The following is a 12,654-nucleotide window of genomic DNA, read 5'->3' as shown; positions in this document are numbered from 1 at the left end:
TTTCAGTGGGGCGGGGCGTGGTCGGCGCGGTCGAGCAGGGTGCGGTGGGTGCGGTCGAGCAGGGTGCGGTGGGTGCGGGCGGCCTGCCGGGCCAGGTCGGCGGCGTCGGCGGTGCGCAACTCAGCCCGCTCGACCACCACCTGACCGCCGACCAGCAGCAGGTCCACCGGGGCCGGCGGGCCGAGTACCAGTGCCGCCACCGGGTCGTCGATACCGGCGTGGCCGAGCCCGTCGACCCGCCACAGCGCGACGTCGGCGAGCTTGCCGACCTCCAGGGAGCCGATCTCGGCGTCGCGGCCGAGACAGCGGGCACCGCCGATGGTGCCCAACGCCAGGACGTCACGCGCGGTGAGCGCGGCCGGGCCGCCGCGCAGCCGGGCGGCGTACAGGGCCTGGCGCAGTTCCGCGCCGAGATGGCCGACTTCCTGGCTGGCGGCGCCGTCGACGCCGAGGCCGACCGGGACACCGGCGGCGAGCAGGTCGGCGACCCGGGCGGTGCCCGCGCCGAGGCGGGCGTTGGAGCTGGGACAGTGGGCGACGCCGGTGCCGGTCGCGGCCAGCCGGGCCACCGAGGCGTCGTCGAGGTGTACGCCGTGCGCCAGCCACACGTCGTCACCGAGCCAGCCCAGGTCTTCGGCGTACTGCACCGGCGTGCAGCCGTGGTGGGCCTGGCAGTACTGCTCCTCTTCGACGGTCTCGGCCAGGTGGGTGTGCAGCCGTACGCCCCGGCGGCGGGCCAGCTCCGCTGACTCGCGCATCAGGCGTGGGGTGACCGAGAAGGGCGAGCAGGGGGCGACCGCGACCCGCAGCATCGACTCCGGCGCCGGGTCGTGCCAGCGGTCGATGGCGGCCTCGGTGGCGGCCAGCGCCGCGTCGGTGTCTTCCACGGTGGAGTCCGGTGGCAGGCCACCGGCGGACTGGCCCAGGTCCATCGATCCCCGGCAGGGGTGGAAGCGTAGTCCGATCCGCCGGGCGGCGGCGATCTCGGCGGCGAACTGGTCGCCGCCGTCGCGCGGGAAGACGTAGTGGTGGTCGGTGCTGGTGGTGCAGCCGGACAGCGCCAGCCAGCCGAGGTTGGCGGCGGCCACGGTCTGCACCATCTCCGCGTCGATCCGCGACCAGATCGGGTAGAGCGTGGTCAACCAGCCGAACAGGGTGTCCTGCTGGGCCAGTCCACGGGTGGCCCATTGGTACAGATGGTGGTGGGTGTTGACCAGGCCGGGAGTGGCCAGGCAGCCCCGGCCGTCGACGTGACGCACCGACGCACCCGGCCCGCCGGGTCCGGCGGGTCCGGCGGGTCCGGCGGGTTCGGCTCCGGCGGGTTCGGCACCGGCGGGTTCGGCACCGCCGGCTGGACGGGCGGCGAGCGCGTCGATCAGGCCGGCGGGCACGTCGCCGGGACCGACCGCCGCGATCCGCCCGTCGTCGCCGATGACCAGGTGACCGTCGCGGTGTTCGGTGCCGGCGGCGTCGACGGTGGCGATCGCCGCTCCGGTGACGACGATCATCACCACTGTCCGAGGGCCGGCGCGGCGTCGTCGCGGGTGACGGTTCCCTCGATCAGCCCGTACGGTCGGTCGGCGGCGACGAAGACCGAGTTGGGGTTGTCGAGCCCGAACGGTGTCAGATCAACCAGCAGATGGTGCTTGTTGGGCAGGGCCAGCCGGATCTCGACCACGTCCGGCCGGACGGTGAGCACCCGCTGACCCATCGCGTAGAGGGTCTGCTGCAGGGATCGGCTGTAGGTGCCGACGAACGCGGCGACCAGGGCGTCGCGGACCGCCTCGTAGGCGGCGTCGAAGCCGTCGGCGGGCGGCTCGGCGGTGGCGTAGCGCCAGTGGGCGTCGACGGCGGTGGCCAGGATCCGGTCGTCGGTCTCCGGCAACGTGGTGTAGGCGTCGGTCAGGTAGCCACGGAACTCCGAGTCGGTCGAGTTGAGCAGCACCAGGCCGGTCAGCCCGGCGCACACCTCGACGCCCGTACCGCCGTAGCGGATCGTGGCGGTACGGGACTCGGCACCGTCGCGCTGGAAGGAGTGCCCGCCGAGGCGCTGCCAGGCGTACTGCTCGATGTCGATCCGGGACCGGGTGATGCTGGGCTGACTGTCGACGAAGTGCCGGGCGAGCAGCAGACCGAACTCCTCGGCGGTGGCGATGCCGTACCGGCGGGCGAACGCGTACACGGTGTTCTTCTGGGTGTCGGTCGGCAGCACCGTGCCGTTGTCGCCGGTGAGGTGGGTGGCGGCCAGGTCCCCGCCGAGCGCCACGCTGACGTTGAGGTCGCGCAGGGTGTGCCGGTCGCCGTCGCGGTCGACGCGGACCACCCGGGTCTCGGCCTTGCCGTAGCGGTTCGACCCGAGAACGATCCCCATCAATCAGCTCCCTCGATAGGTGGTGTAGCCGTACGGACTGAGCAGCAGCGGCACGTGGTGGTGCCGGTCGGGGTCGTGCACGGTGAAGGCGACCGGAATCTCGGTGTAGAAGCCGTCGGTGCCGAGTCGCCCCGCCACGTCGAACGTGAGCCGGTACGCCCCGGTGTCCCACTCGCCGGCCGGCGCCCATTCGCGCAGCCGGCCGTCGGCGTCGGTACGCCCGGTGGCGACGGTGCGCCATCCGTCGGATCCGTGCCGGTCGAGTCGGACCGGCAGGTCGGCCACGGGGGTGCCGGTGGTGGTGTCCAGGACGTGGGTGGACAGCGCCGCGTGGCCGGCCGGACCTGGATCCAGGTCGTCGACCAGCCGTCCGACGCGCAGGGCGGCGATCCGACCCAGTTCGGTACGCACGATCGCCTGTTCGGTGTCGTCGTCGTGGTGCAGACGGGCCCGGGCGGCGGTGGCGATCTCGTCGGCGCCGCGACCGTTGGCGAAGATCAGGAACCGATAGCCGAACCGCCGCTCGTAGGCGTCGTTGAGTGCCGCGAGTTCGGCGGCGGCGGCGGACGCCGACGTGGCCGCGACCGCGATCGGTGGCCCGGCCGCCGAACTGGCCGCCGCCGTCACCGTCACCGTGGTCGAGGTCGAGGTCGAGGTCGAGGTGACCGCCGTGGTGCCGGCGTCGTCGCCGGTGGCGGCCGCTTGTTCCCGACGCGACCAGCGCGCCTCCCGGCTGTCCCCGGCGGGTGGTCGACCGATCCGGGGGTGCGCGGCGACCGCGTCGAGGACCTCCGGCCAGGGCAGGGACCGTACCCGCGCCTCGGCCGCCGCCGCCAACGCCGCCCGATCCGGATAGGGCCGCCCGGCGACCATCGCCCGCACCCAACCGTCGGCGGCACAGCAGCTGAGCAGCTGCTCGTGAGCCCGCTCGACCGGCAGTCCGTTGAACGCGTCGAGTCGACGATCCACTCCCGGCCCCCTTTCCCTGCGCTGCAGTCAAGCAGTACGGGTGAGCGGGCCGGTAGCGCCACGGGAACCAAAGACGAAACATGGTCACCGTACGGTTTTTGGAGGTTCATCCAATCACTGGCACCGGAGGCGACCGTGTTGCTGGCCGACGTGTTCGACAAGCCCCACCTCAAGCTCGTCCCGCTCACCGGTGACGAGGGACGGGATCGCACGATCGGCCGGGTCAACGTGATCGACCTGCCCGACCCGGGCCGGTACGTGGCCGCCGCCGATCTGGTGCTGACCGGCCTGATGTGGCATCGGGGGCCGGCCGACTCGGAGGTGTTCGTCGCGGCACTGGCGGCGGCCGGGGTGACCGCGCTGGGTGCCGGGGAGGCGCTGCACGGAAGCGTCCCGGTGGACCTGGTCGCGGCCTGTCGCCGACACCGGTTGCCGCTGTTCGAGGTGCCGGCCGACGTCTCGTTCCGGGACATCATCGACGACGTGCACCCCGCCCTGTGGGCGCAGCGGGCGAGCGCGCTGGCGGCGGTGCTGGGACGCCAACGTGGTCTGGTCGCGGCGATGGCCGCCGGTGCCCGGCTGACCGACCTGCTGCCGACGGTCGCCGGGGCGCTCGGCCGGGACTGCTGGGCGCTGTCGAGCAGCGGCCGGGTGGTGGCCGGCACGACGGGCCTGCCCGACCCGGTCGCGGCGGCGTTGAGCCGAGCGTTTCTGACCGCACCGCGACTACCGGCCACCGTCACCTTCGACAGTGAACACTTCTCGGTCTTCGGCGTTCCGGGTCGGGCCGAGCACCGGCTGGCCGCCTGGCTGGTGGCCTGCCGGGGTGCCCTGGACACGCTGCCCGGCACCATCGACGAGCTGACCAGCGTGGTGGCCCTGGAACGGGCTCACCTCGACGAGGCCAACCGGGTGGAGGCCCGGCTGGCGGGCCAGTTGCGCGACGCGCTCGGCGTACCCGGTGACCTGGCCGGGCTGCGGGCCGCGCTGCTGGCGACCCGGCTCGATCCGGAAGCCACCTTCGTGGCGCTGGTCGCGACCTTGGACGGGATGCGGGCACCAGCGACGCTCACCGTCGCCGTGGTGGACGAGTTCCTCAGCCGGTTGACCCCGGACCGGGCGGTCGCCGCGCTCGATCCGGAACTGCCGTCCGGCGCGCTCGCGGTGCTGGCGGTGCCCCCGCCGGTCGCCGCGTCGATCGGTACGGCGCTGGTGGCGGCAGCGGACCGGCTGGCTCCCGGTCTGCGTGGTGGTCGGCTGACCCTGGGGGTGAGCGCGCCGACGACCGGTGCCACCGGGCTCGGCGGCGCCGTCGAGGAGGCACACCACGCCCACCGGGCGGCGACCGGGACCGGACCCGGCCCGGTCAGCGTGGTGGCCGCCGGGGAACTCGCCTCGCACTCGCTGCTGCTCGCCGGCGTACCGGTCGGCACCCGGCAGGGTTTCCGGGACCGGCTGCTCGGGCCGGTGCAGGACTACGACCGCGCGCACCACGCCGATCTGCTGCGCACCTTGTCGGCGTTTCTGGAATCCGGCGGGTCGTGGAGTCGCTGCGCCGAGCAGCTGCACGTACACGTCAACACGTTGCGGTACCGGATCAGCCGGATCGAGCAGTTGACCGGCCGGGATCTGGGCCGGTTCGAGGACCGGGTGGACTTCTTCCTCGCGCTACGGCTCGCCAGCCGCTGACGACCGTACCGCGTCGCGGGCCGCCGGCGGCCGCTCGAGCCTGATCCGTCCCGTCGGAGGAGGAGGCGGCGGCGGCGGAGGCGGAGGAGGCGGAGGCAGATGCGGCGGCGGCGACACCGGACGGTCGGCGCCGTCGACGACGGCGGGTGCGTCGTGGATCGGGCCGGCGGCCATGGTCAACCGCCCGCCCGGCCGACCCGCCCGTGCCGCGACGATCTCGGCCGCGATGCTGACCGCCGTCTCCTCCGGGGTCCGCGCGCCGATGTCGAGGCCGGTCGGGGCGCAGATCCGGGTCAGCGCCGTCTCGCTCACCCCGGCCGCCCGGAGCCGGGCCGACCGGTCGGCGGTGCTGCGCCGCGACCCCATCGCACCGATGTAGGCCAGCGGCAGGTCGACGGCGACCCGCAACAGCGGTACGTCGAACTTGGCGTCGTGGGTGAGGACGCAGAGCACGGTCCGGCCGTCGATCCGGCCGGCCTCGGCCTCGGCCGCGAGGTAGCGGTGCGGCCAGTCGACGACCACGTCGTCCGCGTCCGGAAACCGAGCGGCGGTGGTGAACACCGCCCGGGCGTCGCAGACGGTCACCCGGTAGCCGAGAAACCGACCCTGCCGGGCGAGCGCGGCGGCGAAGTCCGCCGTACCGCAGATGATCATCCGGGGTGGCGGCGGGAAGGTCCGGACCAGCAGGAGCGCCCCGGGACGCGGCCGGACCAGGCCGGTTCGTCCGTCGGCGAGCATCCGCCGGGCGGCGGCGACGGCCGGCGAATCGGCCGCCGTGTCAGTCGCCGTGTCGGCCGTCGCACCGGCCGTCGCACCGGGGTTCGCACCGGAGCCGGGCGCGTCCCGGCCGGCGTCGGAGCCGATCACACCATCGGCGCCGACCAGCAGGTGCCGGCCACGCCATCCGACCGGCCCGTCCACACCGGTCACCACCGCGATCGGCGTTCCCGCAGCGACGGCGGAGCCGACCCGGGCCAGGTCGGCGAAGCTCGCGCGGTCGACCCGTTCGACGTAGACCTCGACGGTCCCACCACAGGTCAGCCTGGGTTCGAACACCTCGTCGCCGGTGTCGCCGAACCGGGCGAGCCGCGCCTCGCCGGTGGCCAGCACCTCCTGGCACAGCGCGTGGACGCTCGCCTCGACGCAGCCGGCCGACACGCTACCGGTCACCGTGCCGTCGGGGGCGAGCAGCATGCCGGCCCCCGGGGGCCGGGGCGCGCTGCCCGTGGTGGCGGTGACGGTGGCCAGGGCGACCGCCTCCCCGGCGTACCACCACCGCAACGCCTCGCCGAGCAGGTGATCGATCACGACGACACCTCGATGGTCCCCGGTTCCAGGCGATCGAGGTCGGCTGGACGATCGAGGTCGGCCGGGTCGGCGACGTCCGCGCAGGGCACCAGCCGCACCTGGTCGCCGTGGCGGCGCAGGTAGGGCCGCGCCCCCACGTCCCCGTCGGCCGAAGCGGCGACGCCCGGCCAGTGTGCCCGGCCGAGGACGACCGGATGACCCGGCCGGCCGGGCCGATAGCTGGCCGCCGCCAGGGTGTCCGGACCGGCCCCAGCGGCTACCCGGCGTACCGCCGCCGCCCCGATGCCCGGCATGTCGACGAGCAGGACGACCACCGCGTCGGCCCGGCTGGTGGCGAGCGCGGCCAGCCCGCGACGCAGCGACGAACCCATCCCGGTCGGCCACGACGGATTGTCCAGCACCACGGCGCCACCGAGGTCGGCGGCAGCCCGCACCTGGTCGGCCTGGGCGCCGAGGACCACCAGCGACGGCTGGCAGCCGGCGGCCCGCAGGGTCGCGAGGGCCTGGTCGACCAGGAGTACGCCGTCGCGGCGTACCAACGCTTTGGGCCCGCCGAAGCGGCGGCCGGCGCCGGCGGCGAGCACGAGTCCGGCAAGCACCCGCCCACCATGCGCGGCGCTGACCGCCGGGTCAATGGGCCGGTGGACGGCTTGTAGATTCGTCCAACCACGGCGCTGATCAGCGGGTTCGGATTGTGTCCCACCGGCATTGTCGCCCACCTCACCGCGACGCGACGATGCGGAGCGTGGATCTGCACACCGTCTCCGACGTGATCGCCGCCGACGCCGACGCCTGGCGTCCGGGTGACCGCTGGCTCGCCGGTGGGAGTTACCTCTACTCCCAGCCGCAGCCCGACACCCGCCGCCTGCGCGACCTCACCCAGATGTCCTGGCCGCCGCTGCGGATCGACGACGACGGGGTGGAGATCGCCGCGACCTGCACGATCGCCGAGCTCGCCCGGTTTCGCCCACCACGGTCGTGGGCCGGGCTGGCCGGGTTGATCGACCAATGCTGCGACGCGTTCCTCGCGTCGCACAAGATCTGGAACGTGGCGACGGTCGGCGGCAACATCTGCGCCGCGCTGCCCGCCGGGCCGATGACCTCGCTGGCCGTTGCGGTCGACGCGGACGCCCTGATCACCGATCTGGCGGGTACGCGGCGTCGGATGCCGGTGGCGGAGTTCGTCCGCGACGTCGAGGTCAACGCCCTGCGGTCCGGGGAGTACCTGCGGGCCGTCCGGCTCGCGGCACCGGCGATCGGCGCGCGGTTCGCGGTCCGCCGGGCGTCGCTGTTCCCGCACGGCCGCTCGGCGGCACTGGTCGTCGGTCGGCACGATCCGCACACCGACGCCTGGGCGGTGTCGGTGACCGCCGCCACCCGGCGACCGGTACGGCTGACGATGCCGCAGCCGCCGTCCGAACAGGACCTGCTGGAGCTGGTCGACACGGCCTGCGCGCAGGCCGGCTGGGTCGACGACGTGCACGGCCTGCCGGCCTGGCGACGGCACCGGACGTTGCGGATGGCCGCCCGGGTCCGGGCCGAGCTGGCCGCCGTCGGGAGCGGCCGGTGAGCGTCACCGTCAACGGCACCGCCGCCGGCGGCGAGCCGGCAGCCGGCCAGTGCCTGCGCGGCTACCTGCGCGAGCAGGGCTGGTACGGCGTGAAGAAGGGCTGCGACGCGGGCGACTGCGGGGCGTGCACCGTCCACGTGGACGGGGTGCCGGTGCACAGCTGTGTCTATCCGGCCGTACGCGCCCGGGGCCGGCAGGTGACGACGGTCGAAGGGCTCGCCGACGGTGACCGCCTGCACCCGGTGCAGCAGCGGTTCCTCGACGCGCAGGGCTTCCAGTGCGGGTTCTGCACCGCCGGGATGCTGATGACCGTCGCCGCCCTCGACGACGAGCAACGCGCGGACCTGCCCCGCGCGCTGAAGGGCAACCTGTGCCGGTGCACCGGCTACCGGGCGATCGGCGACGCGATCGCCGGCGTCTGCCACGCCGCCGCGCCGGACGCCGGTGCAGCGGTCGGCCGCGACGTGCCGGCCCCGGCCGGCCCGCAGATCGTCACCGGCACCGCCCGGTTCACCTTCGACGTGGCCGTACCCGGGTTGACGCACCTCAAGCTGGTCCGCTCCCCCGTACCGCACGCCCGGGTCGTCGACATCGACGCCACCGACGCGCTGCGGGTGCCCGGCGTGCTGGCGGTGCTCACCCACCGCGACTCGCCCGACCGGTTGTTCTCCACCGCGCAACACGAGCATCCGCAGGAGGATCCGGCCGACACCCGGGTGCTCGACGACGTGGTCCGCTACGTCGGTCAGCGGGTGGCGGCGGTGGTTGCCGAGACGGAGGCGGCGGCGGAGGCCGCCGTCGGGCTGGTCCGGGTGCGGTACGAGCCGCTGGAGGCGGTGTTCGACCCGCAGGCGGCGATGGCTCCGGGCGCGCCGGTGCTGCACGACAAGGACCCGGCGGGCAGCGGGATCGCCCGCCCGATGTCCAACGTGGCCGGCGAGGTGCACGGCGAGGTCGGTGACGTGGCACGCGCGATCGCCGAAGCCGACGTGGTGTACGAGGAGACGTTCCGTACCCAGCGGGTGCAGCACGCGCATCTGGAGACCCACGGGGCGGTGGCGTGGACGGAGCCGGACGGCAGCCTGATGGTGCGGTCGAGCACGCAGACGCCGTTTCTGACCCGGCGGGCCCTGGCGGCCGTGTTCGACCTGCCGCCCGACCGCGTCCGGGTGGTCGCCGGCCGGGTCGGCGGCGGTTTCGGCGGCAAGCAGGAGATGCTGGTCGAGGACATCGTGGTGCTGGCCGCGCTGCGGACCGGTCGACCGGTGAAACTGGAGTACACCCGGTCGGAACAGTTCGTCGCGGCCACCACCCGGCATCCGTTCGAGGTGGCGATCACCGCCGCCGGTCGCCGCGACGGGACGTTGACCGCGTTGCGGCTGCGGGTGGTGGCGAACACCGGCGCGTACGGCAACCACGGCCCGGCGGTGCTGGCGCACGGCTGCAGCGAGTCCCTGGCGATGTACCGGTGTCCCAACAAGCAGGTGGACGGCTGGTCGGTCTACACCAACACGGTGCCGGCCGGGGCGTTTCGCGGCTACGGGCTCGGTCAGGTGTCGTTCGCGGTCGAGTCGGCGGTGGACGAGTTGGCCCGCCGGCTCGGCCACGACCCGCTGGAGTTCCGCGCCCATAACGTGATCGGACCCGACGATCCGCTGGTCACCCCGGTGGGGCACGACGAGACCGTCGGGGTGCGCAGCTACGGTCTGGACCAGTGCCTGGACCTGGTCCGGCAGGTCCGGACCGAGGCCCCCCGGACCGAGGCCCCCCGGGTCGAGGCCCCCCGGGTCGAGCCGCCCCACGAGCCGCCCCAGGTCACGACGACCTCGGGTGACGGTGGCGGGGACACGGGTTGGCTCGTCGGCGAGGGCCTGGCCGCCGCGATGATCGCCACCGGTCCGCCCGGCGGCCACCACGGCCGGGCCCGGATCACCCTCGGCGCCACTGGGAACTATCACCTCGACATCGGTATGGCCGAGTTCGGCAACGGGTCTACCACGGTGCACCGGCAACTCGTCGCCGACGCCCTGGGCACCACGATCGACCGGATCCGCATTCGTCAGTCGGACACCGCCCTGGTCGGACACGACACGGGCGCCTTCGCCTCGACCGGCACGGTGGTGGCCGGTACCGCCGCCCTGCGGGCAGCGGTCGCGCTGCGTACGGCGATCCTGGACGTCGCGGCCCGGCTGGTCGGCGCCGGCCCGCAGGACTGCGAGCTCGACGGTGTCACGGTCCGGGGCGCCGGACGTACGGTGACCCTGGCCGAGGTGTACGCGGCGACCAGCGGCGACGGCGCCGGGCTCGCCGCGACGGGGCACGCCGACGGGGTGCATCGTTCGGTGGCGTTCAACGTGCACTGGTTCCGGATCGCCGTCGATCCGGACAGCGGGGAGATCCGGATCCTGCGCAGCGTGCACAGCGCCGACGCCGGCACGGTTCTCAATCCGATGCAGTGTCGGGGTCAGATCGAGGGTGGCGTCGCCCAGGCGCTCGGCGCGACCCTGGCCGAACACGTCGACATCGACGAGCAGGGTCGGGTGACCACGACCGACCTGCGTTCCTACCATCTGCCGACGTACGCCGACGTGCCGTCGACCGAGGTCCTTTTCGCCCGCACCAGTGACCCGCTGGGGCCGGCCGGGGCGAAGTCGATGAGCGAGAGTCCGTTCAATCCGGTGGCCGCCGCACTCGCCAACGCGCTGCGTGACGCGACCGGTGTCCGGTTCACCGACCTGCCGTTCACCCGTGATCGGGTCTGGGCACACCTACGGCAGGCCCGGCCTGCCGCTGATCGATAGTGAGGAAGAGTAGTCGCATGACTGTGCTGTCGTTTGAGGAGATCGTCCGGGCGCCGAAGGCGTTGTTGCATGACCATCTGGATGGGGGGTTGCGTCCGGAGTCGGTGGTGGAGTTGGCCGATGAGGTGGGTCATGTGTTGCCGGTGGCGGATCCGGTGGGGTTGGGTCGGTGGTTCGTGTCGGCGGCGGATTCGGGGTCGTTGGAGCGGTATCTGGAGACGTTCGCGCACACGGTGGCGGTGATGCAGACGGAGTCGGCGTTGTTTCGGGTGGCGTCGGAGTGTGCGGTGGATCTGGCGGCGGACGGGGTGGTGTACGCGGAGGTGCGGTTCGCGCCGGAGCAGCATCTTGAGCGGGGGTTGGGGTTGGGTGCGGTGGTGGAGGCGGTGTTGGCGGGGTTCGCGGATGGGTGTGCGCGGGCGGCGGGGGCGGGTCGGGTGGTGCGGGTGGGGACGTTGTTGACGGCGATGCGGCATGCGGCGCGGTCGCAGGAGATCGCGGAGTTGGCGGTGCGGTATCGGGATGCGGGGGTGGTGGGGTTTGATATCGCGGGGGCGGAGGCGGGTTTTCCGCCGACTCGGCATTTGGATGCTTTTGAGTTTTTGCAGCGGGAGAATTTTCATTTTACGATTCATGCGGGTGAGGCTTTTGGGTTGCCGTCGATTTGGCAGGCGATTCAGTGGTGTGGGGCGGATCGGTTGGGGCATGGGGTGCGGATTGTGGATGATGTGGAGGTGGGTGCGGATGGTGGGGTGCGGTTGGGGCGGTTGGCGGCGTATGTGCGGGATAAGCGGATTCCGTTGGAGTTGTGTCCGTCGTCGAATGTGCAGACGGGTGCGGTGGGTTCGATTGGTGAGCATCCGATCGGGTTGTTGCGTGATTTGCGGTTTCGGGTGACGGTGAATACGGATAATCGGTTGATGAGTGGGACGTCGATGTCGCGGGAGATGTGGTTGTTGGTGGAGGCGTTTGGGTGGGGGTGGTCGGAGTTGCGGTGGTTGACGGTTAATGCGATGAAGAGTGCGTTCATTCCGTTCGATGAGCGGTTGGAGATCATCGACGACGTCATCAAGCCGGGCTACGCGAAGCTCGCCGAGCTCGCCGACACAGCGGAGGTCGGTCATGTCGGTTGATGCCCCGACGCGTACCTGCGCGCGGCCGTCGGCCCCCCGCTGGGGAGCGATCCCGCACCGCCGACTATTGGACGCCGTCGCCGCCGCGGTGCCGGTCGACCGGCTACCGAGAGTCGAGACAGCGACCGTGACCCACCTGCTGCGGCCGGTGCCGTGGCAGCGACGCAGCGGGCTGGTCAGCATGGCCAGCACCAGCTACCCCGCGCTGGCGCAACGGATCGCCACCGTCATCCACGGCGAGTTCACCGGGGTACGGGTGGCCACCACCGAACCCGTACGGGGCCGCGACGGCCGGCAGCGCTTCGACGTGCTGGTGCCCACGCCCCAGGCCGCCGAGGTCGCCGGCTGGCTGGACCGGCTCTGGCAGGCCGCGACGACCCAGGTCGGCTCGCACGCCCGGCCGGAGCAGCGGATCCCCACCGCCCGGACGATGTGGCGGGCCGCTCTGCTGGTGGCCAGCGGCGCGCAGCGGCGTACCCAGATCCGGGTACGCGTACCCGATCCCGGCGCCCTGGCCGCGCTGGCCGCCGCAGGCGACGCGCTCGGTTTGTCGGTCCGCCAGCACCTGCGCCGGGGCAACTCCTACTTCGTGACAGTGGACGATCCGGCCGAGTCGGTCCAGCTACTACGGATCGTCGGCGCGGGACCACATGCCGAAGCCTGGGTACGCGAGGCGGCCTGATCACGGCACGGCCCGATCGCGGCACCGCCTGACGGCATCACGGCACGACCTGACCGCGACGCGGCGACGATCACCCGGTGAGCCGGGAGGGTCACGTCCGGCTCGCTATGATCCCCGGCAGACGCACGGGA

10 protein-coding genes are annotated in these 12,654 nt (G+C 73.1%); 5 read left to right on the top strand and 5 right to left on the bottom strand.

The features are described from left to right. Positions 1–2: 2 nt before the first annotated feature. Genes O7632_RS17975 through uraH form a run of 3 tightly spaced genes read right to left on the bottom strand, consistent with a single transcriptional unit; the run spans position 3 to position 3,340 of the window. Entirely contained in the window at positions 3–1,508 is a 1,506-nt protein-coding gene (locus O7632_RS17975) for an 8-oxoguanine deaminase (RefSeq protein WP_278115830.1), read from the bottom strand. Then, entirely contained in the window at positions 1,508–2,371 is an 864-nt protein-coding gene (gene pucL, locus O7632_RS17970) for a factor-independent urate hydroxylase (protein ID WP_278115828.1), read from the bottom strand. The genes O7632_RS17975 and pucL overlap by 1 nt, the downstream gene beginning before the upstream one ends. A 3-nt stretch (positions 2,372–2,374) precedes the next feature. Beyond that, on the bottom strand, positions 2,375–3,340 hold the full coding sequence (gene uraH / locus O7632_RS17965) for a hydroxyisourate hydrolase (protein WP_278115826.1): 966 nt from the start codon (positions 3,338–3,340) through the stop codon (positions 2,375–2,377). A gap of 135 nt (positions 3,341–3,475) precedes the next feature. On the opposite strand from uraH, the gene O7632_RS17960 reads away from it, so the two are divergent. Then, complete coding sequence (locus O7632_RS17960; RefSeq protein WP_278115824.1) at positions 3,476–5,029, top strand: PucR family transcriptional regulator; 1,554 nt, start codon at positions 3,476–3,478, stop codon at positions 5,027–5,029. On the opposite strand, the gene O7632_RS17955 is transcribed toward O7632_RS17960, so the two are convergent. Beyond that, positions 5,009–6,337: an XdhC/CoxI family protein gene (locus O7632_RS17955; RefSeq protein ID WP_278115823.1), complete on the bottom strand. Its 1,329-nt coding sequence runs from the start codon at positions 6,335–6,337 to the stop codon at positions 5,009–5,011. The two genes, O7632_RS17960 and O7632_RS17955, sit on opposite strands and share 21 nt — an antisense overlap. Then, positions 6,334–6,972: a nucleotidyltransferase family protein gene (locus tag O7632_RS17950; protein WP_278120161.1), complete on the bottom strand. Its 639-nt coding sequence runs from the start codon at positions 6,970–6,972 to the stop codon at positions 6,334–6,336. Before O7632_RS17950 ends, O7632_RS17955 begins: the two co-directional genes overlap by 4 nt. Before the next feature lie 110 nt (positions 6,973–7,082). On the opposite strand from O7632_RS17950, the gene O7632_RS17945 reads away from it, so the two are divergent. Genes O7632_RS17945 through O7632_RS17930 form a run of 4 tightly spaced genes read left to right on the top strand, consistent with a single transcriptional unit; the run spans position 7,083 to position 12,523 of the window. Then, complete coding sequence (locus O7632_RS17945) at positions 7,083–7,907, top strand: FAD binding domain-containing protein (protein WP_278115821.1); 825 nt, start codon at positions 7,083–7,085, stop codon at positions 7,905–7,907. Further along, a complete protein-coding gene (locus O7632_RS17940) occupies positions 7,904–10,708 on the top strand; it encodes a molybdopterin cofactor-binding domain-containing protein (protein ID WP_278115819.1) in 2,805 nt (934 codons plus the stop codon). Before O7632_RS17945 ends, O7632_RS17940 begins: the two co-directional genes overlap by 4 nt. Before the next feature lie 17 nt (positions 10,709–10,725). Beyond that, positions 10,726–11,841 carry an adenosine deaminase gene (locus tag O7632_RS17935; protein ID WP_278115817.1) on the top strand — a complete coding sequence of 372 codons (1,116 nt, stop codon included), beginning with the start codon at positions 10,726–10,728 and terminating at the stop codon, positions 11,839–11,841. Further along, positions 11,831–12,523: a hypothetical protein gene (locus O7632_RS17930; RefSeq protein ID WP_278115815.1), complete on the top strand. Its 693-nt coding sequence runs from the start codon at positions 11,831–11,833 to the stop codon at positions 12,521–12,523. The genes O7632_RS17935 and O7632_RS17930 overlap by 11 nt, the downstream gene beginning before the upstream one ends. Positions 12,524–12,654 lie beyond the last annotated feature (131 nt).

Source organism: Solwaraspora sp. WMMD406 (assembly GCF_029626025.1).
GTDB lineage: Bacteria > Actinomycetota > Actinomycetes > Mycobacteriales > Micromonosporaceae > Micromonospora_E.
Note: the sequence above shows the minus strand (reverse complement) of the source record. Positions and strands in the feature narration are given on the sequence as shown.

What these genes read in the sequence shown, in the direction of transcription:
- pucL (WP_278115828.1), bottom strand. Translation starts at nt 2,371, where the DNA reads ATGGGGATCGTTCTCGGGTCGAACCGCTACGGCAAGGCCGAGACCCGG.
- O7632_RS17930 (WP_278115815.1), top strand. Translation starts at nt 11,831, where the DNA reads ATGTCGGTTGATGCCCCGACGCGTACCTGCGCGCGGCCGTCGGCCCCC.
- O7632_RS17935 (WP_278115817.1), top strand. Translation starts at nt 10,726, where the DNA reads ATGACTGTGCTGTCGTTTGAGGAGATCGTCCGGGCGCCGAAGGCGTTG.
- O7632_RS17975 (WP_278115830.1), bottom strand. Translation starts at nt 1,508, where the DNA reads ATGATCGTCGTCACCGGAGCGGCGATCGCCACCGTCGACGCCGCCGGC.